Source organism: Chitinophaga sp. 180180018-3 (genome assembly GCF_037893185.1).
Classification (GTDB): domain Bacteria; phylum Bacteroidota; class Bacteroidia; order Chitinophagales; family Chitinophagaceae; genus Chitinophaga.
Window position 1 is genome coordinate 2396409 of sequence record NZ_CP140772.1, and the last position, 26016, is coordinate 2422424.

The following is a 26016-nucleotide window of genomic DNA, read 5'->3' on the forward strand; positions in this document are numbered from 1 at the left end:
TCATAACTATGAAGTCACAAACATTAATGATAGCAATTATGCTATTCTCAGGCGCAGCGTTCGCCCAGCAGGCAACAGTTAAAACCACTCATACGACCAGCGCCAGTGCCGGCGGTGGGCAGGGCGGAAGTAATGTCCAGGCAGGAAGCAGTAGCAGTGCTATTATGTCTGTTCGTGGTAATGATAATAGTGGTAATAATAATGTAAGTCATAATAGTAAGGCGACAGTATCTGGCAACAGTGATAATAATGTAAATAGTAATCAGGCAATAGTATCAGGCAATAGCGATAATAGTAGCGTAAATAGTAATAAGACAACGGTATCCGGCAATAGTGCTGCTCAGGGAAGTGCGGCTATAGTAACTCCTGATGTGAGCGGGGTAGCTCAGCAGGCAGGTAGCCAGTTGAGCACTTCAACCGATGCGGCAGCAGCGAATGCAATAGAAGTAGGGAACAATGGTGTAAGTACAGCGGTACATGCAGCTACTACAGCTCATCAGGCGGTATCAGGAACAGCAGGATCTGTGTTGAAAACTGCTACTGGTGTTAAATCTGCGGCTCAACAGTCTGTAAATGTGAAAGTTACGCCTGTTCATATTAATACAAGGGTAGTTACTGGTGCAAAAGTAGGCATCTTGTAATTTTGAAATAAAATGCAGAATTTTGTCTGCAGCCAGGGGCTAAGTTTTTCCGGTCTTCGTATGTTATGGTGAGAATATTTAGATTTATGTCCGTCCTGCTGCCTTTTTGGGCAATATTTCAGCTGCAAAATGGCTATGGGCGGGGGCATGTTACCACAACATACGGAGAACGGCCAGGGTTTAACCGCTACCTGATTTATTCGGACAGCGTGCCGCCATTGAAAAACCAATCTGAAAAGCCGGTTGAAAAACCAGATGTACAACTTCCGGAAATAAAGGAAGTACCGAAATCGAGGCGGCTTATCAAGCCAATGGCTATTCCTTCTCCATTGCCCATCAAACCTATTAAGGTTATTAAACCAAGAATTATAAATGGATTGATCTGACAAGGCAAATATATGTTATGAGATATGCACTAATGCTTGTATTCCTGATTGGAATGCATTGTGGATCTGTGTACGCGCAAACTGACACCACCGAAGCTCCTTCAAAGAAAGTAACGTTTACCATAGGAGCGTTATATACGAATAACGCCAACTACTATGGGCAAACTGCCGAGAAAGCAATGCCGTATGTAGCTACAGCTGCCAATGTACAGTTCCGTTCGGGATTTTATTTAACGGGAACTGCTTACCGCCTGTTGAGTGATTCCGGTACTTTTGTATCTGCCAGCAGCGCAGGCGCCGGGTTTGATTTTCCTATCGGAAAAAAACTGAAAGCAGATCTGTCATACAGCCATACATTTTACCCGGCTGATTCCAGGTTTCTGCAGGCGGCAAACAGTGATAACGCGTCTGTTTCACTGAAATACAAATATTGGATGACAACCGGTGTGAATGCCGACTATGCCTTCGGAAAGCGGAACGATATGTTTGTAACGCTGAGCACAGAGAAGCAGATTTCGCTGGGCAGTTTTGCAAAAGGGAAGGATCTGATCACGCTTACGCCTTCGGTAGATGCGGTGGCCGGAACACAGCATTTTTACCAGACCTACGTACAGGAAAGGATCTCACAGCTGTCGAAACTCGGGTTGCCTATCCCGATTTTGCCCGGAGTGCCTGCAAACAGCCAAACAGTAACAGAAGAAAGTACGCGTTTCGATCTGCTTTCCTACAACCTCCGCGTGCCATTGGCCTATAACCGCAGCCATTATATGCTGCAGGTGGAGTACCAGTTGTCGGTATTAAGTGATAACGCGCTTTCAGGCGCCGGAACCAATCATTCTTTTGTTAATTGTAGTTTTTATTACCAGTTCTAATGAGAGTACTGATAGTTGAAGACGAACAAGCCATGGCTACTGAGATGGAATCATTTCTGAGAGGAACTTATTCCTGCGACACCGCCGCCACCGCTTCAGCGGCAATGTTGCTGCTGGAGGATAATCCGTACGACTTTGTGCTGTTAGATCTTGGACTGCCCGACATGGATGGACTTCAGCTATTACAGCAGGCGCGTAAAATACGAACAGAAGCTGCGTTTATTGTATTAACGGCAAGAGGCCAGCTGGAAGACCGGATCAGAGGACTCGATCTTGGAGCGGACGACTATCTGCCCAAGCCCTTTTCCCTGCTGGAGCTGCAATCCAGGATGCAGGCGATTTCCCGCCGGAAATTCGGTCTCCAGGAATCAGTGATTGCCGTTGGCGATTTTAATCTGGACCTTCAAAAGCGCGCTGTTTATTTCAACGATATCGAAGTAACATTATCCCGGAAAGAGTTTGACCTGCTTAGCTATATGCTGCTGCATAAAAACAGACCGCTTACCCGGATGCAGTTAAGTGAGCATATCTGGGGCAGCTTTGCTGATACCGATTATGATTCCAATTATATCGATGTACACATTAAAAACATCCGGAAAAAATTATCAGCGCACGGAACGGTTGAATGGTTACAAACTATCCGTCATGTTGGTTATAAGATAAAGATCTGAGTGTGAAACTACAGACTAAGCTGACTCTTTTTATTACGTTATCTAAAATGGCCGTGGCGACACTCTTTATATTGTTGCTGCCCTGGCTGGTGGAGAGTATTGCCTTCAAGTATAACGACTCCTACCTGAAGGAACAAAAGAAAAAGGTGCTGCGGGTGATAGCGAAAGACGGCATTGATACCTACCTGCAGGGAGAGCAGACCTACGGTAGCTACACCATGCTGAAAGAGGAATACATTTCACTGGAGCCTGCCAGCCGCTTCTTTTTACGCGATACCATTTCCACAGTAAAACGTATTGTAGAAGGAGATACGCTTACCTACCGCGTACTAAGCCACGTGCTGCAGGATCACGGACGCGCATTTATGCTGGAAGTGGGAAAGAAAACAGCTACAATCAGCCAGTATAACCGCCCGCTGCAAAGAGTAGCGTTATATGTGCTCGGAGGGCTCATCGTTATCACCATCGTCACCGACCTGATATTCACCCGGTTCCTGCTGAAACCACTGGGCGCCATCATCAGGGCACGCCTGCTGAACAGAACAATTCCCTTCCGGAAGCATATGCCGCCGGTTAACACCAGCACAGCCGATTTCCGGTATCTCGATAATTCCCTGATGGAGCTCATGGATCAGATCAATGAAGCGTTCGAAAAGGAAAGAGAGTTTACCTCGAACGCATCGCATGAACTGATGACTCCAGTCAGCATACTGCAGTCGAAAATGGAGAACCTCATGGTAGATAATGATCTGACCCCGGCCATGCAGCGAAAGGTCATGGGAATGATGACTACCCTAAACCGGCTGAAGAAAATAGTACATTCCCTTTTATTAATCTCCCGTATCGAAAATGACCAGTTCCCCCGGAATGATGAATTAAAGCCCTCCCTGCTGATAGGGGAAGTGACAGAGGAACTGACGCATCGTATGGAAGAGAAAGCGCTGCAGCTCAGGATCACCTTATCCCGGGATGTTATACTCCGGAAAATGAACTACGATCTGATGTTTCAGCTGCTGCATAATCTCATCAATAATGCCATTAAGTTCAACCAACCAGGCGGAGAGGTAATCATAAGGGACGAAACCTTCCCGGGAGAGTATCATCTCCTGATTGAGGATACCGGGCCTGGTATAGACGAACAGGATATGGAGAATATTTTTCATCGTTTCCGGAAGGGCACGAGAAACAAACAAGAAGGCTACGGGCTGGGATTAGCCATCGTAGCAACAATTGCGCAATTTCATGGGGTTAAGATAAAAGTATTGCGCAGAGCGCCGCGGGGAAGTACTTTCACACTGGTATTCCCGGTGTAAGCATCAATAAAGTAATACCATTACTTCTTCTGAAGCTTCTTTAAAGTCTGCTCTATCATCTCTAACCGGTTCTTTACCTTTTCAGCTGCTGCATCAAGGGTATAACCCTCATCCAGAAGTTCCTTGATGAGCAACATTTTTTTGATATTCTTATAATCGTATCGCCTGTTTTTACCTTCTTCTTCAGTTAAACTGACAATAATTCCCTTATCTTCCCAATAACGTATCTGCCGTGTTGGAATACCCGTAATCTGCGCTACCTCACCTATACCCACGACTAACTTATCTAAAAAATCAAAGTCGAAAGACAAGTCAATATTTGGTTCTGATTTCCCCATTTTGTAAATTATTTACAATAATTGTTGTAAATGTAAAATAATTCCCCTTATTTTGCAATTGTAAATTATTTACAATTTATGTCAAAATATGTCATTTATTGCTTTGTAACTCCAATCAGTAGCTTTTTACATTTTAATTTTAATCAATGAACAGGCAAACAAATGCAGAAGCAGGCATCACCGGCCCATCAGCGCTCCTACTTATTGAAACACAGAACGAATGGATGCATCCTGACGGCAAACTGCGCCAGGGGCTTATTATCGACGAAAGTATGACGTCAGATTCCATCGCTAACATTGAAAAAGCGCTTGGCTACGCCAGAAAGAACGGCATCACGGTAGTGTATGTAGGATTGAACTTTGCAAAAGGATATCCCGAACTGGGAAAAGGACAAAGTGGTTTGCGGAAAGCGATTCCGCGGGCAGGTACTTTTCAGAAAGGTAGTTTTGGCGCCGAATTTTTCGAAACGGTACAGCCGCTGGAAGATGAATTCATCGTTGGCGGCAGAACAGGGGCAAGCGCTTTCTCCGGTTCTAACCTGGATGTTTTTTTGAGAAGTAATAACATACAAAATCTCTATCTCGTTGGCTATGCTACCCACGTATGTGTGGAAAGCACTTTACGCGATGCACACGATAAAGGCTATAATACGCACGTTATTTCAGACGCCACTGCTGCCTTCACAAGAGCACAGCAGCACTATTTTCTCAATGAAATAGTACATCATTTCGGAGAACATCTGACCACACAGGAATTTACGAATGGATAAGACTAAAAATACCAAAGCGGCACAGCTTCAGGGTGCTGCGCCGCTTTGGTATTAAAATGTTTCAACCCGGATGATTGGCCTGGGTACTAAAATACTTAACCCAGGATGGTCCTGACTTAAAACTTTATGGAATTCAACTGTTTGTCTACCAGCATACCATCCACCGGTTTTAAGTTATAATTCAAGGCTCGTTTCGCTTTGAACTTTATCACGAACAGATCCGTCGTACCTGATAATGTATCCTGATCACCAATATTCACAAAAGTAGGATACAGCGCTTTTTTACCGTTGCTATGCAGCCGGTCGTTGGTCATGTTCTGCATGTTTTTCATATGAAGCGGCACAATCCCCACCAGCTCAAGATCCCGGCTATCATAAGGTAATGCAAAACTCAGGGCATTCACGCCCCGAAGACCGGTGCCACTTACTTTTATTTCAACGATATCGTCTTTTTCATAGGCATGTTTATTGGCGTTGATGACTAATCTGCCCTGCAGGCTATCTTTGGCCTCAGCATCTACGCCTCCATCCAATCGGGTAGCTACCGTGGATATGTCGTAAGCATCAATTAAACCATTGTTATTCACATCTCCCTTACTTACATACCCATCAAAATCAGCATCTCCTTTTCTTAACCCGGTATAATTGATATAAGACGTGAGATCGTTGTTATCTATTTTTTGATCATTGTTGATATCACCCGGAATAATACTTACGGAACCAGGAGCTTTAAATACATATAATTCCCGTCCCGAGCCATATCCGCCAACAGCATCGGTTACGGCTATTTTGATGTATCGGGCAGTAGGATGATTCCTGAAAACATATTCCTTTACATCTCCCGTTTTAGCCCACTCAAAAGAGCCGGCATCATTCCAGTTGATTTTATCCGTACTGTAAGAGATACTTCCTTTCAATAAAATGCCATTGCCCCGGTTACGCGGCAGGTATTGGATTTTATCAAGCTGGTTGATAGACATCAGATCCGCTACCAGTTCAAACGGAACCGCTTTGCTACTCCATTGTGTATGCCACATGCTGGTTTCATCAAAGTCGAACAGATTAGCCAGTTCATTTCCCTCTTCCGCCGGTGCTGTAGACTGCCCTGTGATATTCTTAATAGCAAATTCCAGCGGATTTGTTTTGGTGCGGGCAGCAAACTCTTTCCAGTCCGAATGCCCCGTCTTGTTTACTGCCCGTACCTTGAACGCATAGGCAGTTTCAGGAACCAGGTCTTCAAACAAAAGTGCCGTATCTGTAATCGTGCTGTAAAGCTGACCGTTGAACTCAATTTCGTAATAATCTGCATTGGCAACTTTACTCCAGCCGGGTGTCAGCGTGTAAGCCTTCGCGTTAGTATCGGCAACCTGTGCCTGCATTGGAGCCGCCAAAGTACCGGTCGATTTAGCGAGATGTTCCGCCGGTGCAAAGCGATAACCGTTTACACTAAGCTTCACAGGATTAACCGTAATATCAGTGGCTGCAATTTTCACCAGCAACTGCGGATTTTTGATGATGGCAACTTTTTCAAAAGCAGTTCCCTTCGTTGCAAATCTGTTGAGGTCAGGCGCCACGTCATAGAAATATACATTCGTATTGTTCAGAAAATCCGCTTTAGATGTGGCCTTTCTCAATTTTACAGCACTTTTTCCCAGCAATGCAGCTACACTGGCTGGTTGTTGGCTTACATTGACATGAAATTCCGTGGTTTTAATCTTTACAAATCCTTCGAAATTTCCCTGAGTCGGATGAACTGTAATAATGGCCGTACCTTTTTCAACCGATGATGTAATCAGGGTAGTAGCGCCTTTCCCTGCCTGATAAGCTTCGGTAAACCCATCATCGTCGTATTCTGTAAAGGCCGATTTGCCATCCGGGTATACTTCGTATATACGCAGCCCTTTGTTAATTTCTGAGATGTTATTGTTAGGATTAGCCATCGGGATGATAGCTCCGCTTTTCACAAACAGCGGTAATTTCCAGATAGGTGCAGCGAAATTGTTGATGATACGGTTGCCCTCATACCGGTTGCCGGAGAAGTAATCGATCCAGGTGCCTTTAGGCAGATAGATGCCATTCTGTATATCATTTCCTGCTTTATCTGTATGGATTTCTTTATAAACAGGGGCAACCAGGAACCAGGGACCATACAGGTACTGATACTGTGTACACCGGCCAAATGTATATGCCTCCGGATATTCCAGGAACATGGCCCGGATCATCGGCAGTCCGTTCATCGCTTCTTTGGCAATACTGTAGGTATAAGGAATCAGCGCCGACTTCAGCTTCAAATAAGTACGGTTAATGGAGGTGGCTGGCTCGCCCAACGCATGGGGATATTTTTCATTAGCGCCCCATCCGTCCATATTCAACTCCATCGGCGTAAAAGTCTTCCATTGAAAGTCCCGTATATTCACCGCCAGGTGCCTGCCTCCGAAGATACCGTCCATGTCGGAAGTAATGTTCGGCTGGCCCGATAATCCTGATCCGAGATAGGTAGGAATATGAAAACGGATATACTCCCAAACGCCGCCCGTCTGATCGCCGGTCCATACGCCGGCATAACGTTGTGTACCCGCCCATCCATCAAGAGAAATGATAAAAGGCCGCGCATCATGGCCCTCCCGGGGCATAATATTCGCAGCATCGGCAACGCCGTTTAATCCGAATGAATACCCCTGGCCCACCCAGGCCACGTCTGTTTTTAATACCCTTACTCCGGCCACCCCTACTTCTTTGATGATATCACGCTGCAATAAGGCGCTGATACTATCTATCGGATGCAGGTCCGACTGTGTCCAGAGGCCTATCTGCACGCCATGCTGCTTCGCATAGTCCCCGAAAGATTTCAGGTTGAGCAGGTTGCTGTCCAGCGTACTTGTTTGTCCATAACCCGCACCATAGCCGTCGTTGGGCAGTATCCAGCCGAGCGGCATATCATGCGCCTGGTACCGGTCTATGACAGCACGGGCCGAAAAGGGGTAGTTGTTCTTTTCGCCGTTCAAAGATTCCTTTGTGCCTCCATTGTCTTTCTGACTTTCTTTATACCGTTTTCCATCTTCAAACAAAATACCGCTGGTATCTGCTTTCCAGTAATCACGGTTATAGGCATTCAAATGCCCTTCATAAAACCCGAATTTGGGCAGTAATACAGGGTGACCGGTGAGCTGGTAGAAATCATTGAGCAGCGCTGCCGGTTGCTCGTCGATCATGAAGAAAACATCGAGGGAATTGGTTTCGTGAGAAACATTAACCACTCCTTTTTCCGCTGCTCCAAAATCGTATTTCCCTTTTTTAAAGGTATACCACATCAGGCCGTAGCCGTTGGTGGACCAATAAAACGGGGTAGGGGAAGCTACGCCGCCATCCGTCCAGCTGTTTTGGTTTTCAATGGCAATGGCCTTACCCTTATGTGAGAATCTTCCGTTTTGCACGCCGCCACCATAGAAATATTCCTCGGGATTTTCTTTCAAACTCAGCGTCACCTGTTTTTTGCTAAACTGAACCGGTCCGTTTATTTCTGCTACCTTTTTCTTTTCGCCATTCAACACCCTGATACGGGATGAATGCTTATCCAGCATAATGCTGACTTTACCGCTGCTGATATTTACCTCATCCGGAGTTTCAGTTATAGTTACTTTCGAAACCGGCCGCCGCGGGTTATCCACTAATATTTTCGCAGGCGGCGATGCCAGCGGGTCACTGAAATCCTTGCCGGTACTGTCGCATAGCATCCGGAATATATTCTCGCCGTAGAAATCCAGCAACAGGCGCCGCTGATTAGATAACTGCAGGGCTACAGTAGTTGGATTGATTTTTTGGATGCTTATTATTTTTACGGTATCTGGCTGCTGGCTGGAAATTTTCTGCTGCGCCGCTACCTGTAAAATGCCTGCCGGGGAAACGAATGGCAGCAAAAAGCCGGGTATTACAAAACGTAATAAGTATTTCATGATCACTGGTGGATGGTGTAAAAATCTCATCCTGTAAATATAAACCAGAATCAAGGATGATGTATAATAAACGCAAACGTTTGCGTCTGGCGGATAAAGCCATTTATTTACAGATGACAGGTAGATAGGGGCAACAACGTAGTTTCCTGTCTTTGATGGATGGAGGGGTTGAGCTGATGACCTGAGAAAGCCGGCCTGCGAAAGGCCGGCGTTTTACCTAATCTAATGCGTGTCCGGAGTGACCTTAAAATGATACACCCCGGAGCCGATGTTATAAAGTGATTGTTTTCCTTCTTTTCCGGCAAAACGGATGGCTTTCACCTGGCTTACCGGCTTGCCGTCGGCCAACACCCGGCTGTTGCCGGAAGCCGGGAGGTAAACCGTTGCCGTAGTATTGCAGGGAATCTTTACGGTAAGCTCAAAGGTACCGTCCTGTTCCTGCCACTCGCTGCTGATCAGCCCGTAGAGCGATTGGTAGCTGGCCCGGGCAAAGGTGATACCGCCCACCGGTTGAGGGTGTATGATGATATGTTTAAACGCTTCGCTGTTTTCTGCCTGTCCAATGCCTGCCAGGGTATTATAAAACCATTCCATCAGATGCCCCAGCATCAGGTGGTTGTTGGATACGTAACGATATGCCTGCCAGGATTCCGTCAGCGAAGTAGCGCCATGCTCCAGCTGGTAGCCATATCCCGGCACATCGGTACGGGCATTCATCCGGTATATCAGATCAGACTTTCCCGCTGCCTGTAGTACACGCAACAGGAAACTATGGCTGATCTCCCCGGTAGTAATGCTATTGTTCCTGTTTTGTATATCTGTAACAAGATGATGGATTACTGCATCCTTATCTTGTGGCGGTACCAGCCCCATATATACCGGAAGCGCGTTGGCAGCCTGACTGCCAGAGGCATATTGTTGGGTTGTTTTATCGAAGAAGAATGTATTGAAGGCTGTCTTCACCCTGGCCATCTGTGCCTGATACCTGCGAACATCATTGGTATATCCCAGTACCCGGGCGGTTTGGGCAAGTATGCTCAGATCGTAGTAATAGAACGCCGTAGCAGTATTACTCTTGGGGGTATTCTGTGATTCTCCCACGCCGTTGGGGCCGATGTCGAACCAATCGCCCAGGCCAAAGCACAGCGTGTCATTTACGGATTTGCTCTCTAAATACGACACATACTGCTGCATCATATGATAGTTGTCGCTGAGTATTTTTTTATCGCCATACCAACGCCAGGCATTCCATGGCACAATCACAGCGGCGCTGCCGAATTCAGGCGCATCACGGAATCCGCCGGAAAAGACTACATACTCCGGCGCTATATCCGGTACCATGCCGTTGGGCAGCTGAGCTTCCCGCATGTCGGCGGTTATTTTCCGGAGCAGCCGGGCTACGTCGAAATTATACTGGATGGAATTCCCCATCAGGTGGGCTTCTTCGAGCCAGCCCAGTTTTTCACGATGCGGGCAATCGGTGAACACGCTGGCCATATTGCTTTTCACCGCCCAGTTGACAAGACGGAAAATCCTGTTGAACAGCTCATAAGAGCAGCTGAAATCGCCCACGGTAGCTGCTGCATTACGGGTATGCCATCCGGCCAGCGCCTGTACTTCCGGCAGGTGCTCCGGATTATTTTCATTGGCAGGTACGGCGCCTTCTACCTGAAGATAACGGAAACCATAGTACGAAAATTGAGGATGCCATTGTTCAGCGTCGGCTCCTTTCAGTGTATACTGGAACCAGCAGGGGCCGCCGGAGGCCTGTTGCGTTACCGAACCATCGGCTGCCACCAGTTCTCCCGGTATTATTTTCACGGTACTGTCTTTGGGGCCGGTAACAGTAATAGCCGGAATACCGGATGCGTTCTGGCCCAGATCATATACCCATACGCCCGGGCGGGGCTGGTATACTTTTACCGGTTTCAGGGTATCCATTACTTTCAGTGGGTCTGCCAGCTGGCTTTCCAGGTTAGCAGGACCGCTTACTGTCATTGCTGTTTTCCAGGAGCCGTCGTTGAATGCAGGCTGGTTCCAGCCAGCCTGCTCCAGCGTTGCATTGTAATCCTCTCCGCCGTAAATACTGGAATAGACTACCGGACCTGGCGCTGTTTTCCAGCGCTGATCGCTGATGATGTTTTCGCTGCTGCCATCGTTATATTCAAGGAACAGCCGGCAGATCATTTTCGGGTATCCGAAAGTGCCTTCCAGCTTGCGGTAGCGCTCTTTCGGAATATGATAGAATCCATTTCCCAGCATCACGCCCAGCACATTACTGCCGGGGCGGAGCTGTTGGGTAAGATCAAATGTTACATAGAGCGTCTTTTTGTCGTACTGCGTCCAGCCGGGATCCAGGAAGTGATCTCCCACTTTATATCCGTTCAGGCTCAGCTCAAACTGGCCCAGGCCCGAAATGTACATCGTGGCCCGTTTCAGGGGTTTCTTCACGGCAAACTCTCTGCGCAACAGCGGCAATATGTTCCGGCTCCCGGCATTGGCGGTGCGCTGTTGGTTATTATCTCCCGGCAGATCTTCAAAAGCAATCCAGTTTGCGTGCTGCCAGTCGTGCTGCTCCCGCAGCCCCATTTTCCACTGCCCGGGCGCACTCCACGCGGTAGCTTGCCCCTTGCTGTCCCAGATACGTACTTTCCAGTAATAGGTTTTGGCGGCACTTAGTTTCTTTCCGGAAAAGGGTACGTATGCCGACTGTGACCCGGGCTGGCGCCGGGAATCCCAAACGTTACCATTGTTTTGCTGCAGCAAATCCGGATCATCTGCTACCAGAATCTGATAAGCACTTTGCATGACGCCACGTGCATCCGACACCAGCTCCCACGATAAATGCGGGTTGTCAGTTGTTATCCCCAATGGATTTATTTCATATTCGCATTTCAATTGAACCACCCGCACACTGTCTTTCAGGGTGGCATGGGCATTGTTCGCAAAAAGGAGGCAGGTTGCTGCCAGTAAATATCTTAACATAAATTCCGTTATGGCTGATTTTTCAAGGCAATACCATTATAATTCGTATGCTCGTTAACGTTATATAACATTGATGCGCATACGATATTTTATAAAACCAATTGTTTGTTTATTTCCCCGGCTGGTACCTGGTATTGTTTTCGTACCAGTTGATTCCTTTTTCACGATGCACGGGTATCACGGTATACATCAGCTTGGGTGGTTGTTGCCAGTCTTTCATCGGATCGAAACTGCTCAGCGGCAATTTAACCAGCACGCTGTTCCAGCCTTTCTTCACTTTCACCGCGGTTGGTGGCCGGTAAGAGAAGCCTTCATCTATCATCGGATCTTCCAGCCGGCCTGCTTCCCGCCCGGGCGCAGCCCATACGGGAGGCGCTACCAGCGCACTGTTCAGCCATATCCGGCTTTTCATATAATCCCATTCGCCTGCCGGGGGAGTGGCATCTGCACCGGATCTGGAAAGGTCTTTCAGCTCTGTGAACATGGTAAGCGTGGTATCGCTGTCGCTCCAGAAACGGGTGAACGCATACCAGGTAGTGTTTTCCTTCGGTGCAGGCAGCCAGGCGGTTGTGCCCATGAAAGAATGCGTTTGCCAGAGCCAGATGGTACCGCCGGTAACATGGAGCGCGGCACCGGAGTCGGCCAGCGATGCCTGGCTTTGCTCCGGCCAGTAGGAAGTGTTCAGGTTGCCCTTGTTTTCAAACGGACCAAACAATTTCCAATGTATGCCTGTTTGCTTCACGTACTGAAACGGCAGCTCCGAAAAGTAGCGGCGTTTATGAACAAGCAGCCGCGCCTCGAATGAGGCAAAGTCTTTCGCCCGTTGCGTGTTGTCGTCTCCCATAAAAAATACCACCCCGGGATAACCTCCGCCCCGCCAGCTGCGCTCTGCAAAAGCTAACATCGACGGATACACGGGCGTCATCAGCAACAGATCACTTTCTTTTGCAACCCGGCGATCACTCCACAGGCAGATCTCAGCTCCCATCATACTTTCATCGCCCTGTGTACGTTCGCCTATCTGCCGGTTGAAAATGGTGACTACACTGTTCATGGGATCAAGGTCGCTGAGGTAGAGGGAGCGGGAATCGATATACTTTACCGCAGCATTGCCGATCTTTTCATCCCGCCACATCTGCCGGATGGTGCTCCCCGGATCTCCGCCCGGCGCCCAGGTAATCACTTCCTTATGGTGCCGGTGTATGATCTCCGCTATGGCAGGCAACAATTTATTGTTGGTAATATTTACTTCGTCGGCGCCGATATGGATGTACGGAATATCGTAAGTAGCGGCCACTTCATTGATCGCTTCTTCGAGGATGCGACTTCCTTTCTCACGCTGCATATCTTCTCCGGTAGCCCGCCGGAAAGCAGCGCTATGGCCGGGAATATCAATTTCCGGCACCAGCGTGATAAAGCGATCCTTACAGTATTGGATCAGCTCTTTCACTTCCGGGATGCTGTAATATTGTCCCTTGTTTCTTGTCATGTGTTCCGGCGCTGTGAGCTCAGGATGCCCGGCTATCTGCAGTCTCCAGGCTACATCTTCAGTCAGATGAAAGTGGAAAATATTCATTTTATAGCGGGCCATCACATCTATCTGCTGCTTCAGCTGAGGAATGGATTGGAAGTTGCGCCCTACATCCACCATGTAGCCTCTCCACCTGTAGGCCGGGTAATCAGTGATATCGCAACCGGGCAGGGTATGGCTGGCGGTGATGAGCTGATACAGGGTTTGCAGTCCGTTGAATATACCATGAGGGGTACTAGCGGTAACGACTACACGTTTTCCGGTAACCACCAGCTGATAAGCTTCTTCGGGCAAATACGCTGCGGGCACATGACCCAGTTTCAGCTGAATGCTGTAATCGCCCGTGCTTGCCTGCTTTACGGAGGCATGGGCGCCATGCGTGGCCAGTACCTGTGCCAGTATGCTGGCTTCCTTTGTCAGGGAGTCCCCGCTGGCCACGATCTCCCGGCATTTGGCCAATGGGAATTGAGCCGTTGTCCAGGAGACCGACTGTGGGAGCGGTATGAGAGAAGGGTGTTGTTGGGCCTGGAGTTGCAGACAGGCCAGTAGAAACAACATCATGAATAGTTTGCTGAGGTACTTGTTCACTGAAGATATTTTTTGAGTTAAAAATGCCTGATGAGCGTGGAACGTGGCAATCAGAATCCTTCAGCACTGATATCCCCCAGCACAATGTATGACTGCGGTCCGGTCAGTCCTGTGAATTTAAAATATCTTGCCCATGGATGCAAGGGAATATTGAACAATTGTCCCTCATCGGTCTGCCGGTTGAACGTAAATGTGCCAAGATCGGTCCACGTGATATTATCACTACTCGTCCATAATTTGAAGGTATCGCAGCCTCTGTCGTCGCCTGGCGCCCTGTATAGCGTAAACGATGTTATCTGGTGTGGTGTTCCCATATCCACCGAAAACCAGTGCGGATAGGCGGGCTGCCCCACCCAAAGCGTGCGGGGATTACCATCTATCATGTTAGTGACCGTGTATTGATCTCCCGGAAGCGGGCTCGAAGAGTTAGCGATCTTCCAGTTTTGAGGACGGATGGCAAATGGCCTGCTGGTAACGTAATCCGTATAGAACGTATCAATGCTCAGTGAATCAGGCAGAAAAACCGTCCGGTACTGATAACCGGTGCCCGGCTTCAGATCCCTGATAGCGGAAGTTGTTGAGCTAATGGGAAAACTACTCACCCGGTTATTGCCCAGCGTATCTGTATATTTTATCTGCGTAGCGTAAGCGCCATTGGAGATATCCGCACTGCTCCAGGTAGCCACTGCTGAGTCAGGATACAGCACGGTGTTTAGTACGATCCGGCTGAGCAAACTGGATTGGTAGGTATCTCCGTAACTTGCTCCAAACACCTCCACTGGTACGGACGAATTACCTTTAGCATCATAGGTTTTGATGATAAAGGAATATATTTTTTCAGGAAGATTACTAATGATGCAGCTGATCGTATCTCCAGCCGGGGGGATGGTTACACTGATAGAATCAGTATAGTTATTCCAGAAAACCTTTGCAGTGGCTACATTAGGATCCGCATTTCTCAACCACGTAATCTTAGCCCGGTTGTGGCCCGCGTGTACCTGTGGCTGATTGGCTTTTCCTGAGTAGAAGATGCCATCCGGCACTGCAAATTTCCGGTAAGTATCATCCATTTTTTTACATGCTGTAAATGCCGGCAGCACAAGGCATAACAATGGGATATAGCAAGATAATTTGTTCATTTTTTTGTTTTTAAAATTCGGAAGTCAGGGTACAATTTGTCCCCACAAATCAATTTCCGCAATCACGATAGCGCCCGGTGAATCGTAGGTTTCCAGCGTTTTGAAACGTATATAACGCACGGCTGGCAACAGATGATCGAAGGTGAAATCTTCCCCGTGAAACCAGGCGTAGTTCATGTCTTCAGCGGTATTTTGCCCCATCGGCAACCCCGAAGGTTTGAACGAGGTGAAGGTGCCCAGTAGTTGCCAGTTGCCCCAGCTGCCATCCGGACTTGGATTATTAGTACCCCATAGTTCAAATTTCTTCACGGCGCCACCGGCGTATAAGTGATCATACCGGAACTGGTGTTCTACAATGCGGCTGAGCACTACCTTTTTACCGATGTCGATGGTGAACCATTGCGGCAATACGGAGGCATTGGTAGACGCGAAGATGTTATCGTACCAGTTGATGCTGCCATCCCAGAGATGATCGATGGTGAGATTGAAGTACGGCTGCCAGGTGTCGGTAGGCAGCTTCAGCGCACTCCAGGTGTTTTTGGGCACCGATATTTCGTATATGGGTTTCAGTGATTTGATCAGGGTATCTGATTTATTGCTCCATCTGTCTCGTACAAATACCGCAAACCTTCTGACAGTGGTATCGAATCCTCTGATAGAAAAATTGCCGGAAGGTGCGCTGGTGTAGAAGGTATTGATGGTGGTCCAGGTGTTTTGCCCGGTAGAATCCAGCATGACGGATATAGCCAGGTTATCTTTCGCATCGTTCTGGAAAGAGATCTGTACGCCGCCGAAAGTGGCTGCCATCGACAGGGTGTTGAAAGTGGTGAGCACCGGCGCGCGCAGCGGTTGTACCTGTATATCTATCGGCGCAGAAGCTTTTTCGTTTCTGCCAACGCTGAACAGTTGTACATGGTGAACCAGCGTATCGCCAAAGCCCACGAGGTGCAGGGTATCTGCGAAATAGGAAGCTTTGGTTTCGCGGAGGTTGCCCGGCCGGGTATCATATACCGCTTTTACGTACGACAGATGAGGATCTGCCGGGAGCTTGTAAGTGACGATAGCACCGCCAGGCACTGGTGTAACCCGTATGTTACTTACCTGTGCCGGTGCGGGCGCATTGGGATCTGTATATTCAATTCTGCCATCTTTTTTACAGGAAAAACACAGCAGGCATAACAGGCATATGATGATATATTTCATATAGATAATTTTATAGGGAGATGTTTACCATCCCAGGTTTTGTACTAAACTTCTGTCGGTCGACAGGCTTGTTTCGCTGATAGGCCAGAAGTAATTCTTCAGCCCGAACGACTGGTTGAAAATGGTTTTGGGCCTGTAATAAGTGTCTGTCAGATCCTGGCTTACATCCCAGCCTTTAATGGGCCGGTTCAGTACAGTTTGTGCTTCTTTCCAGCGCCGGAGATCCCAGAAACGCTGGCCTTCGAAAGCCAGTTCTATCAGTGTTTCCTGGTGCACGATATCTCTCAGGCCGTGTTGGGTGGTATACTTCGCGGGATTGTTGGAGTAGGTGCTCCAGGCAGTGGCCACTGGTTTCAGGCCTGCTGCGTCTCTTACCATATCCAGGTATTGCAGCGCTTCCCCGGTTGGGCCGTTGCTTTCATTCAGTGCCTCGGCGTACATGAGGTATAGCGCGGAAAGCCGCATGATAGGCCAGGGATAATAAGTAACGGAATAATCATTCCCTGTTCCGATCACATTCTGGAAATGAATGGGCTTTTTCATGTAGTACCCGGTAACAGTGCCGAAGTTGGGTTTGCCGCCGCCATTCACTTCATGGTGTTTGGCTTTCAGATAGAATAGATCTCCGGGCTTGCTGTCGTCGTATCTTCCCTGGCCATACATGACACCTCCGTCGAATCCCAGATCGGCATAGAAACGTGGCTCCCTGTTGAAATTCAGATAAGCGGTGGTATAGTCTTTATGTATATAGAGCGCATCGCTGTCGCCCGCTGTCCTCAGTGAATAGCGGTTGTTATAATCGTAAGTTTTATCTTCCGAAATAGGCACGCCATGATCTGTGTAAAACAGTTCCGCCATGTGGAGCGGAGGAGATAACCAGCCGCGTATCCATGTAATATCGCGGTTGGCGGGGTCCCAGGAGGTAGATATCAGCCATTGGAGATTGGTGGCATTGGTTTGTGTATTGGCCCAGATAATGCCGCTGTTCCATCTTTCGCAAAAGCTATTCCGGATGCTCAGCTGCGTAGTGATGGTATCGGTAAGATGGTACATCTGGAAATCGGGATGATACCGGTAAAGATGCATGCCTGCCTGTTGACAGGCATCTATGGCCCGTTTGCAGGCAGTGGCGGCAGCATCCCATTTCGTCTTTGAAAAAGCAGTATTGAAAAGGGGGATACCATCCTGGCCCTTTAGTCCGCCCTCATCGGTATTGCCGTTAAACAAGGGGCTGGCCGCATATACCAGCACCCGCGCTTTTACAGATAAGGCAATGGATTGTGTAACACGCCCCAGCTCATTGGCAGGATCTGTGATGGTGGGCGGAAGGTAATCGATAGCGCCATTGATCAGCTGTACGATGTAATTGAAGCAGGAATCTACCGGCGCCCGGCCTATGTTTATTTCTTTCCCTTCTGCATTTACCGCCACATTTGTTTTCATCAGCGGTATAGGGCCATACATCATCACCAGGTAAAAATTGTAGTATGCCTTCAGAAACTGTGCTTCGGCAGTCCATCTGCGTTTTTCTGTTTCTGTAAGATCAGGCACCTTGCCGATGTTGTCCAGGAAAATGTTACAATCGCGGATGGCTTTGAAATAATATCCCCATCTGTCGCCGATGGGCGATACCACGTTCTGATATCCCTGCGCAATGCTGAAATATCCGCCTTCGGTGGCGAAACGCCACAGCTCATCGCCACCCACCATCGCCGGATCGTTGTCGAGATCCCCGTTTCTGGGTATGTACGAATAGCAGGTGAACAGGTATTTCTTGGCCTGGATACGGGTTGTGAAGGCGTTGTCGAGTGTTGCCACATTATCGGGTACCACATCCAGGAATTTCGAACAGGCGCTGCAAAGGCATATGACCAGCCATAAAAGTGTTCTGTTAATGCTACTATTTTTCATGGTCGATTAGTTAAAGTTGATATTGAGTCCTATGTTCACTACCCGCTGTACCGGGTATCCCAGGCCATTTCCGCCCATTTCCACGTCCCACAGTTTGAACCTGCTAAAGGTGAGCAGATTGGTAGCGTTGAGATAAATGCGGCACAGGGAAGTATGCATTCTCTTCTGCCAGCGCTTCGGCAGGGTGTACCCCAGCTCTATCTGTTTCAGCCGCAGGAAGGCGCCATTGCGCATGAACCAGGTGCTGGGTTGCGCATTGTTCTGATTGATATCCGGGCTCAGACGAGGCCACAGTGCATGCACATTCTGATGATCTTCCGACCAGTGATCGTCTGCATAAGCTTTCAGCAACTGATTCTGCAGCGCGCCGGAGATCTGCTCATTGGGATATCTATAGGCTGCAAAAGGAGAGGTGGCAGACGGATCTATCCAGAAAGATTCGTTGGCCAGTCCCTGGAAGAAGGTAGAGAAATCCAGGTTTTTATAGCCCAGGGAGAACCCGAACCCATATACGATTTCAGGCACCGTAGGATGTCCAATGGGCACCATATCGGCCTGGGTAATCTGACCATCGTGATTTACATCGAGGTATTTGATATCGCCGCCGCCGTACTGACCGAAGTTTTGCCGGGGCGAGTTGAGGGCTTCCGCATCGTCCACGAATAATTTTTCTGCGATGTAGCCGAATACCTGGTTGATGGATTGACCGGTATGATAACGATAAGACTCTGCATACTTCGGCTCTTCGTAGTTTTTATATTTGCTGGTGGCGTAGGTGAAGTTGCCCATCACAGCCGCCCAGAAATCGTTCCGGAAGAATTCTTTATAGTCGAGCGACATATCCACGCCCGATGCCGTAGCCACACCAACATTGGCCATCACCGGCGCCGAAAAGCCCGCTGCCTCGGGGATATACGCCCGGTTCATGAGAATATGATCGCGATACTGGGAGAAATATTCCGCGGTAAAATTCAGCTTATTGAACAGGCCCAGATCCAGCGCTATGTTTTTCTGTTTGGATGTTTCCCAGGTGATATCAGGATTTGCATACCGGGAGATGGAAATACCGTTAAGGCTGTAGAGGGTGCCCGGATCCCGGCCAAAGGTAGCGCCTTTGCTGTTGTCGTTCATATTTACGTTCGACAGATAGAAGAACCTGTCCTGCGGCGAACCGATGGCGTCATTACCGATGATACCATAGGTAGCTCTCAGCCGCATGTTCGATATCACATCATTCGTTGCCTTCATGAACGGTTCATTGGAAACAGTCCATGCCAGGCCGAAAGAGGGGAAGAAGCCGAAGCGATGGTGCCGGTCGAACCGCTCAGACCCGTTGTAGCCAAAGTTAAACTCGGCATAATAGCGTTTGTCGTAGTCGTACGTGAGCCTGCCGGATAAGCCCAGGTTGCGGAAGGGCAGCGATTGTTGCAGATCGCCCGCATTGGCATTCAGGCGGCTTTGCGCCATGAACACCATCATCCCGCTTACCCCGCTTTTATTGAAAGTTCGATCGTAGTTCAGCCGCGACTCCAGGTAAAAAGAAGTGCTGATAAGTTTAGCGCCTTCGCTATAACCCAGGTATTCGGTGCCTTCATTGGGATTGATATTGGTGGTGAAATACCCCCTGGATAATTTATCGTATGCATCCAGTTTATACCAGAACGGATTGTAGTAACGGCTTACGTCGAAATAGGACGTCCGGTTGGTATTCATCATGGCGCTGGCCACCAGTCCGGGTGTGATGGCCTTCAGGTTTTGTTTCAACTCCAGCTGCGCCAGCATAAGTGAGCGCGAATAGTTCTTGTATCCTTTCACCATTTCAGCATAAGGATTTATATACTGGCCCTGGTCGTAGTTGCCGAACATAATATGCTTTACATATTTATGAGCGTCGTCGGCCGGGAAATAGGCAGGGAACAATACCGGATTGGAGCGCATTACTTTCTGGTACATACTGGCGCCGCCATCGAGCGGACCTGTATAATCATCGAAGCTGCCGCTGAGTCGTACCGTCATTTCCGTTGTACGGGTGAGATTCACGTTTACATTAGAGCGGAGGCTGTAGCTATTGAGGCGGATATTGCTGTTGAAGTTGTTGCGGTGATCTACTTTCATGAGGCCATTATCGCGGTTGCAGGCGCCGGATACATAGTACCTGGCAACGCCGCCGCCACCGCTCACGCTCAGGTTGGCGCGCTGGTTCATGGTGTATTCTTTGAACATCGTCTTTCTCCAGTCGTTCGCCGGATAGGCGATACCGTCGGCGCCGGCCGCCGTATTCTCAATTTTTTCTTCGGAGTAGGGGAGTACACCGAGCGGATCGCGGGTGAGCACTGCTTCATTGGCCAGCTTCATATAAGTGACCGGATCGGCGAGCTCAATGTTTTTCGTAGGTGCGGACACGGAGTTTTCCACGCGGAAAGCCAGGTGCGCTTTACCGATGGCGCCTTCTTTGGTGGTCACGAGGATCACGCCGTTGGCGGCCCTGGATCCGTATAAAGCCGTGGCGCTGGCATCTTTCAATATCGAAAAACTGGCAATATCATCTACCTGCAAACGTGCAAGGTCTGTGGTCGTCAACTCTATGCCATCGATCAGTATCAGCGGATCTTTCTTATACCCGAAGGTGGTAACTCCCCGGATGAAGAACTGCGCATTATCCTGGCCCGGCTCTCCGCTCCGCTGGAACGCAATCACCCCGGCAGCGCGACCAGCAAGGGCTGTTGTGAGATTACTGGAAGGTACCTTCAGGTCGGCCGGCCGGATGGTAGTAACAGAACCTACTACATCGTTTCGTTTCCTGGTACCAAAGGCCACTACTACTACGTCTTTCAGTTGACTGGAAACGGATTGTAATGTTATATTTAATGTAGTTTGGGTTCCTATCTTTATATGTTTTTCGATGTACCCGATATAACGGAATATCAGGGAGTCGCCGTTTTGCGCCTCAATAAAATATTTCCCCTGTTCGTTGGTGGTAGTACCCCGTGAAGTACCCATTACCTGAACGGTTACCCCGGGAATAAAGGAATTGTCGTCCGATGAAGCCACTATCCCGGAAATAATGCTGCGTTGCTGCGCGAGCAGCCATGAGCTTTGCAGTAGTGCCAGCAGCAGCAAAAAGAACTGCTTGTAACGTGGACTTTTTTTGGAGACAATAAGGAGACAGCGCGTTAGTAATAACGTCGGATTTTTCATTGTGCAGTACTGTTTGCATTTAATGTAAGTGGTGGTAGCAGGCTTTAACGCCGGGTGCTAGCTGCCGGCCATTAAAAATACCTGCCGAAACTAATTCCGGTTGATATTGGTCTGATTTTCCAATTTGGCTGCAATGCCACCTGTTCCGCTAATGTCAATGGGGGGAATGAACCGGGAACGCTGGTGGATAGTGGATCCTGATAGCCAACATAAAGCAAAAGTCTTTCAAATAAAATGAACAAACCAACACTTTAAGAGATAATAACTGAACTATTTTGACTATTTTCAAGAACGAGGGCTTTACGTTATGATAATTTTGCCGACAGAGGAAAAGTGAGGAATAATTTATTACGTTTATTACCAATAGTGTTATCAACCGTTTTAGATGGTAATCAGAAAATTTTTGTGGACAGTTGTAACCCTGATTCTTTTTAGTAGTTCCACGCGAGCCGACGATTTTCCGGGAGTATCCTGTTTGGGTATCGAACAGGGCCTTTCCAATAATTCCGTTACCTGTATTTTCCAGGACCACAAAGGATTTATGTGGTTTGGTACTTACGATGGACTGAACAGGTATGATGGTTATGAATTTACCACCTTCAGGAAACAACCGGGTGATAAAACCTCTCTGCTGTTTAACCGGATCACTTCCATTGAAGAAGATGCCCAATGTAATTTATGGGTTGGGACTATGGGCGGATTGAGCATTTACAATGCGGTGACGTCTAAATTTACGATTGGCAGTTATATTCCATTTAAAGGCAGCCAGCCCGGTTACATCACGGAAAGGGTGAATGCTGTTAAATCCGATAAGCAGGGAAATATATTTGTTGCAACAAATAACCTGGGATTGCTGGTATACAGAAAGGGCGCTAAGGTTGCTTCACAAATACCGTACAGCAACCTGGCTCATTATGATGTGACCGCTGTTGAGTTCGACGAACAGCGGGTATGGTTGTTTATCCGCAATGAAGGATTGTGTCAGTACGACTACGCCACCAATACTATCCGGATGGTAAATAACACGCTCCGGAGCGTGAACTGCCTGAAAACAGATGGTGACGGCAGTATTTTCGTTGGCGCCAGCAGCGGTGTTTTTCAGCTGAAGAAAAACACGAATACATTTTTAAGTATCCTTCCTACAGCAGATAACGTTGTTCATTTAACATTTTTAAAAAACCACGACCTGTGGATAGCGACCGATGGGGGAGGCATATTCATATTAAATACATCTACTGGAAAAATAACCCCTTTTCCGGAAGCCGGCGGGCAACAGGCCTTGTCGAGCCCCGCGGTGTATGATATATACCAGGATAAAGAAAACCGCATCTGGATCGGAACTTTAAGAGGCGGTATCCATGTAATAGATCCCGTGAAAGCCCGCTTTAAAACCATCCGGCATGATCCGCTGAATAAAAACAGCCTGGTGTATAATTTCGCTTCCAGCTTTTCTGAAGATACCGCTCATAACCTATGGATAGCCACCGATGGGGGAGGCCTGAGCTATTGGATGAGAGCGCAGAACAAATTCATCAATTATCAGCATGAAAAAGGAAATCCGCATACGCCTTCCGCTAACCTGGTAACAGGTGTAGTGAATGATGTAGATGGAAATGTGTGGATGTCGTTCTGGAATAGCGGGATCAATCGCTTCAACCCGCAAACCGGTGTGTTCGAAAAATTCAGCTGTATTAATAATGGTAAAGAAGAACGGAATGTATGGAGGTTGTATAAAGATAAACGGCAGCAGTTATGGGCTTCTACATTCGATCCCGGCAGCCTCTATCGCTTCAACCGGCAAAAAAATATCTTTGAACTGTTCGATGATCAGCTGGTAGATCTGCTCACGATTGCGGAAGACAGGGAAGGTGGTTTTTGGGCGGGAGAATACAGCACGCTGATCAAAATCGACCTGGTTCAAAAAAAACATCAACGGTATAAGATTGGCAGCCGGGTCAGGGCGATCCATGAAGATAAGGCCGGCCGCTTCTGGATAGGCACCGAAGATGGTGGCCTGTTGCTGTTCGACAGATCTGCCGGCACCTTTAAACGGTTTACCGACAAGGACGGACTATGTAGCAACGCTGTACTGAATATACTGGAAGACGCCAGGGGAAATCTCTGGCTCAGCACCTATAACGGCATATCCAAATTTGATCCTGTCTCCCTAAAATTTACTAATTACTCCGCATCTGATAACCTTCAAAGTAATCAGTTCAACTATAACGCCGCACTGGTGCTGCAATCAGGAGAAATGGTATTCGGCGGCATAAAGGGGCTCAATATTTTCAGACCGGAACAGATTTATGCCAATGAAACTGCTCCGCCGGTTTTTATTTCAGGGATAAAGGTCAATAATGTGCCCATTGAAGCGGATGCTTCCTATATCAGCAGGCATTCAGATGATCAGATACAGGAAATAAAGCTGCCGTTTAACAAGGCCACACTTTCGCTCGACTTTGTAGCGCTCGAATATACTTCCCCGGATAAGATCAGCTATGCCTATCGTCTGGAAGGCAGGGATGATGGCTGGATTTATACCGGAAGAAGCAGGTCGGTCAACTATACCAGTTTGCATGAGGGGAAATATGCTTTTAAAGTGAGAGCCACAGATACGGATGGCGCCTGGACCGGCAGGGAACAACAACTAACCATCCTTGTATTGCCGCCCTGGTACCGGAGCTGGTGGGCTTATTTGATGTATACCATTGCCGGAGCAGCGCTGATCTTTGCCTGGCTGAAATACCAGGCGCAGAAAACCAGGATGGCATTTGAAGTAGCCTGGGCCAAAAAGGAAACAGAAAGGGAAAAGGAAATGAATGAAAAGAAGCTCAGCTTCTTTACAAACGTTTCCCACGAATTCAGGGCCCCGCTGACGCTGATCATCAACCCCCTGAAAGAATTGCTGTATCATCCGGAAAAAGCCTCGGGTAACGGCGACCTGAGCATCGTTTACCGTAATGCCCGCAGGCTCCTGAGTCTTGTTGATCAGTTACTGCTGTTCCGGAAAGCAGATACAGAAGCGGATAAACTGAAAGTAGTGAGGCTGAATTTTTCCGCGCTTTGCCGGGAAGTATATATCTGCTTCAGCCAGCAGGCGAAAATGAAAGGCATTACCTACAACTTCAGCTGCAACAATCCGGATATAGAACTATTCGTTGACCGGGAAAAAATGGAGATCCTGCTGTTTAACCTGTTCTCCAACGCGCTGAAATTTACTCCCGGGGGCGGCACGGTATCTATCGGCATCGAAGAGGATGAGCGATCCCTCACGCTGAAGGTAAGCGATAGCGGGTGCGGTATTGAAAGGCATGTGGGCGACAGGCTGTTTGAGCGTTTCTATCAGGAAAAAAACAAATATACCTCCTCGCAATCCGGCTTCGGGATTGGGTTATACCTGGTGAAGCAGTTCGTAGAAGCGCATAAAGGAAAGATCTCGTATAACAGCGAAATCAATAACGGTACGCAATTCATCCTGGTGTTGAAAAAAGGAAGCGGCCATTTCGCAGGTCAATATGTCCAGGATGAGATCATTGAAAAGCCCCAGTTCCTGCATGAGTTAATGGAGGATGCCGGGCCCACTGTTCCCGTGCCTTCCAAAGCAGAGCTGGAGGAAATAATTACCGATAAGAAAGTAATCTTAGTTGTCGATGACAATGCCGAAATCCGCGGATACCTTTCACAGATATTCAAAGAGCAGTTCATTGTACACGAAGCACCAGACGGCGAAACTGCGTTGCAGCTGGCCTTGCAGCATATCCCTGATCTTGTTATCAGCGATGTGGTCATGGGCGGGATGACAGGCGTAGAGCTTTGCCGGAAGATCAAAGAGGAGCCCTCGCTGGTACATACGCCTGTTATATTATTGACAGCTTCGCTGTCGTCCGAGGTGAAATTAACCGGACTTGAATGCGGCGCCGACGATTATATCACCAAGCCATTTGAGAAGGATTTACTGATTGCCAGGGTGAATAATATTCTCAGGAACCGGAATGTGCTGCAGCAATATTTCTTCGACCGCATTACTTTGAAAAGGAATTCCACCAAAATACCGGCGATATACAAAGAGTTTTTGGAGAAATGTATTACGGTGGTAGAAAAGAATATCGATAATGAGGAATTCTCTATAAAGATCCTGGTGAAGGAAATGAACATGAGTCATTCCAGTCTTTATAAAAAAGTAAAAGCCACCTCGGGGCAGTCTATCAGCTCCTTTATCCGCCTCATCCGGTTAAGAAAAGCAGCGGTGCTGCTCCTGAGCTCCAATATCAATGTCAGCGAAGCAGCCTTTCAGGTGGGCATTTCAGATGTCAGATATTTCAGAAGGCAGTTTGTAAAATTGTTCGGTATACCGCCTTCTGAATACGTAAAGAAATACAAGGGCTCCTTCGACGCTACTTATAATTTAAGTGAATGGCGGAGTTAAAAGCGCCTGATTTGTAAGGAGGTATTTTTACCAGTTATTTTATGGTAATCAAGTACTTAGTTTACCAATTTGTCCCCCTTTTGTATGAATT

General features: G+C 48.0%; 15 protein-coding genes. 7 read left to right on the forward strand and 8 right to left on the reverse strand.

From position 1 onward, the window contains the following. Positions 1 to 8: 8 nt before the first annotated feature. From UNH61_RS09675 to UNH61_RS09695, 5 genes are all read left to right on the forward strand, one after another. Complete coding sequence (locus UNH61_RS09675) at positions 9 to 641, forward strand: hypothetical protein (protein ID WP_326991890.1); 633 nt, start codon at positions 9 to 11, stop codon at positions 639 to 641. 86 nt (positions 642 to 727) lie between these two features. Continuing rightward, complete coding sequence (locus UNH61_RS09680; RefSeq protein WP_326991891.1) at positions 728 to 1027, forward strand: hypothetical protein; 300 nt, start codon at positions 728 to 730, stop codon at positions 1025 to 1027. A gap of 17 nt (positions 1028 to 1044) precedes the next feature. Then, positions 1045 to 1899: a hypothetical protein gene (locus UNH61_RS09685; protein WP_326991892.1), complete on the forward strand. Its 855-nt coding sequence runs from the start codon at positions 1045 to 1047 to the stop codon at positions 1897 to 1899. Beyond that, positions 1899 to 2570: a response regulator transcription factor gene (locus tag UNH61_RS09690; protein ID WP_326991893.1), complete on the forward strand. Its 672-nt coding sequence runs from the start codon at positions 1899 to 1901 to the stop codon at positions 2568 to 2570. The genes UNH61_RS09685 and UNH61_RS09690 overlap by 1 nt, the downstream gene beginning before the upstream one ends. Before the next feature lie 2 nt (positions 2571 to 2572). Continuing rightward, a complete protein-coding gene (locus UNH61_RS09695) occupies positions 2573 to 3883 on the forward strand; it encodes a HAMP domain-containing sensor histidine kinase (protein WP_326991894.1) in 1311 nt (436 codons plus the stop codon). A 20-nt stretch (positions 3884 to 3903) separates the two neighbouring features. Here UNH61_RS09695 and UNH61_RS09700 read toward each other — a convergent pair whose 3' ends face one another. Next, a complete protein-coding gene (locus UNH61_RS09700; RefSeq protein WP_326991895.1) occupies positions 3904 to 4221 on the reverse strand; it encodes a MerR family transcriptional regulator in 318 nt (105 codons plus the stop codon). 146 nt (positions 4222 to 4367) lie between these two features. On the opposite strand from UNH61_RS09700, the gene UNH61_RS09705 reads away from it, so the two are divergent. Then, positions 4368 to 4991, forward strand: a complete 624-nt coding sequence (locus tag UNH61_RS09705; protein ID WP_326991896.1) for a cysteine hydrolase — start codon at positions 4368 to 4370, stop codon at positions 4989 to 4991. A 116-nt stretch (positions 4992 to 5107) separates the two neighbouring features. Here the strand turns inward: UNH61_RS09705 and UNH61_RS09710 are convergent, their stop codons facing one another. The 7 genes from UNH61_RS09710 to UNH61_RS09740 form a co-directional block, all read right to left on the reverse strand. Next, positions 5108 to 8944 carry a TIM-barrel domain-containing protein gene (locus UNH61_RS09710; RefSeq protein ID WP_326991897.1) on the reverse strand — a complete coding sequence of 1279 codons (3837 nt, stop codon included), beginning with the start codon at positions 8942 to 8944 and terminating at the stop codon, positions 5108 to 5110. Positions 8945 to 9166: 222 nt separating this feature from the next. After that, positions 9167 to 11929 carry a glycoside hydrolase family 78 protein gene (locus UNH61_RS09715; RefSeq protein ID WP_326991898.1) on the reverse strand — a complete coding sequence of 921 codons (2763 nt, stop codon included), beginning with the start codon at positions 11927 to 11929 and terminating at the stop codon, positions 9167 to 9169. A 109-nt stretch (positions 11930 to 12038) separates the two neighbouring features. Next, positions 12039 to 14048 (reverse strand): beta-N-acetylhexosaminidase, encoded by a 2010-nt coding sequence (locus UNH61_RS09720; protein ID WP_326991899.1) that lies wholly within the window; start codon positions 14046 to 14048, stop codon positions 12039 to 12041. A 50-nt stretch (positions 14049 to 14098) separates the two neighbouring features. After that, positions 14099 to 15187, reverse strand: coding sequence for a DUF4998 domain-containing protein (locus UNH61_RS09725; RefSeq protein ID WP_326991900.1), 1089 nt, complete (start codon positions 15185 to 15187; stop codon positions 14099 to 14101). Positions 15188 to 15211: 24 nt separating this feature from the next. Then, entirely contained in the window at positions 15212 to 16390 is a 1179-nt protein-coding gene (locus tag UNH61_RS09730) for a DUF5000 domain-containing lipoprotein (RefSeq protein WP_326991901.1), read from the reverse strand. A 24-nt stretch (positions 16391 to 16414) separates the two neighbouring features. After that, the gene (locus UNH61_RS09735; protein WP_326991902.1) at positions 16415 to 18301 is read right to left on the reverse strand and encodes a RagB/SusD family nutrient uptake outer membrane protein; all 1887 of its coding nucleotides are present in this window, start codon (positions 18299 to 18301) and stop codon (positions 16415 to 16417) included. Between the two features lie 6 nt (positions 18302 to 18307). Further along, complete coding sequence (locus UNH61_RS09740; protein ID WP_326991903.1) at positions 18308 to 21499, reverse strand: TonB-dependent receptor; 3192 nt, start codon at positions 21497 to 21499, stop codon at positions 18308 to 18310. 385 nt (positions 21500 to 21884) lie between these two features. Here UNH61_RS09740 and UNH61_RS09745 point away from each other — a divergent pair, with 385 nt between their 5' ends. Continuing rightward, positions 21885 to 25925 (forward strand): two-component regulator propeller domain-containing protein, encoded by a 4041-nt coding sequence (locus tag UNH61_RS09745; protein WP_326991904.1) that lies wholly within the window; start codon positions 21885 to 21887, stop codon positions 25923 to 25925. Positions 25926 to 26016 lie beyond the last annotated feature (91 nt).

Excerpts from the sequence above, each read along its gene's own strand:
- UNH61_RS09675 (WP_326991890.1), top strand. The coding sequence starts at position 9 with ATGAAGTCACAAACATTAATGATAGCAATTATGCTATTCTCAGGCGCA.
- UNH61_RS09680 (WP_326991891.1), top strand. The coding sequence starts at position 728 with ATGTCCGTCCTGCTGCCTTTTTGGGCAATATTTCAGCTGCAAAATGGC.
- UNH61_RS09685 (WP_326991892.1), top strand. The coding sequence starts at position 1,045 with ATGAGATATGCACTAATGCTTGTATTCCTGATTGGAATGCATTGTGGA.
- UNH61_RS09690 (WP_326991893.1), top strand. The coding sequence starts at position 1,899 with ATGAGAGTACTGATAGTTGAAGACGAACAAGCCATGGCTACTGAGATG.
- UNH61_RS09700 (WP_326991895.1), bottom strand. The coding sequence starts at position 4,221 with ATGGGGAAATCAGAACCAAATATTGACTTGTCTTTCGACTTTGATTTT.
- UNH61_RS09705 (WP_326991896.1), top strand. The coding sequence starts at position 4,368 with ATGAACAGGCAAACAAATGCAGAAGCAGGCATCACCGGCCCATCAGCG.
- UNH61_RS09710 (WP_326991897.1), bottom strand. The coding sequence starts at position 8,944 with ATGAAATACTTATTACGTTTTGTAATACCCGGCTTTTTGCTGCCATTC.
- UNH61_RS09715 (WP_326991898.1), bottom strand. The coding sequence starts at position 11,929 with ATGTTAAGATATTTACTGGCAGCAACCTGCCTCCTTTTTGCGAACAAT.
- UNH61_RS09725 (WP_326991900.1), bottom strand. The coding sequence starts at position 15,187 with ATGAACAAATTATCTTGCTATATCCCATTGTTATGCCTTGTGCTGCCG.
- UNH61_RS09730 (WP_326991901.1), bottom strand. The coding sequence starts at position 16,390 with ATGAAATATATCATCATATGCCTGTTATGCCTGCTGTGTTTTTCCTGT.
- UNH61_RS09735 (WP_326991902.1), bottom strand. The coding sequence starts at position 18,301 with ATGAAAAATAGTAGCATTAACAGAACACTTTTATGGCTGGTCATATGC.
- UNH61_RS09740 (WP_326991903.1), bottom strand. The coding sequence starts at position 21,499 with ATGAAAAATCCGACGTTATTACTAACGCGCTGTCTCCTTATTGTCTCC.
- UNH61_RS09745 (WP_326991904.1), top strand. The coding sequence starts at position 21,885 with ATGGTAATCAGAAAATTTTTGTGGACAGTTGTAACCCTGATTCTTTTT.